The organism is Priestia sp. SIMBA_032 (genome assembly GCF_046535215.1).
Classification (GTDB): Bacteria; Bacillota; Bacilli; order Bacillales; family Bacillaceae_H; genus Priestia; species Priestia aryabhattai.
On sequence record NZ_JAWRXD010001572.1, the window covers coordinates 1 to 236 of the forward strand.

The 236-nt window shown below is 61.0% G+C and carries 1 protein-coding gene; it reads right to left on the bottom strand.

Annotated features, from left to right (window positions below):
* Positions 1-236, bottom strand: a 236-nt coding sequence (locus SB717_RS39575) for a hypothetical protein (protein WP_410908807.1), incomplete at both ends; no start/stop codon positions are given.

Here is a 236-nt window from a genome sequence, read left to right on the forward strand (position 1 = left end):
GCTTCCACCGGCGGCAATTGCGGTTCATAGACCGCGCGTGCCGTGAAGAAGGCGGCCACCGTGAATAGCGCGCCGGCGATCAATACAAGGGCCAGAACGATGGCCAGTCGCAGGGCGACGCGGGCGGGGAGAGACATGGGTGTCGGGGCTTTGCGGCGGCTTTCGACCGGCGGACCTAGTCGAATGAGCCGGTTATCGGGCTTAGATATCAGTAATTTGGGATGAACATCTAGTGT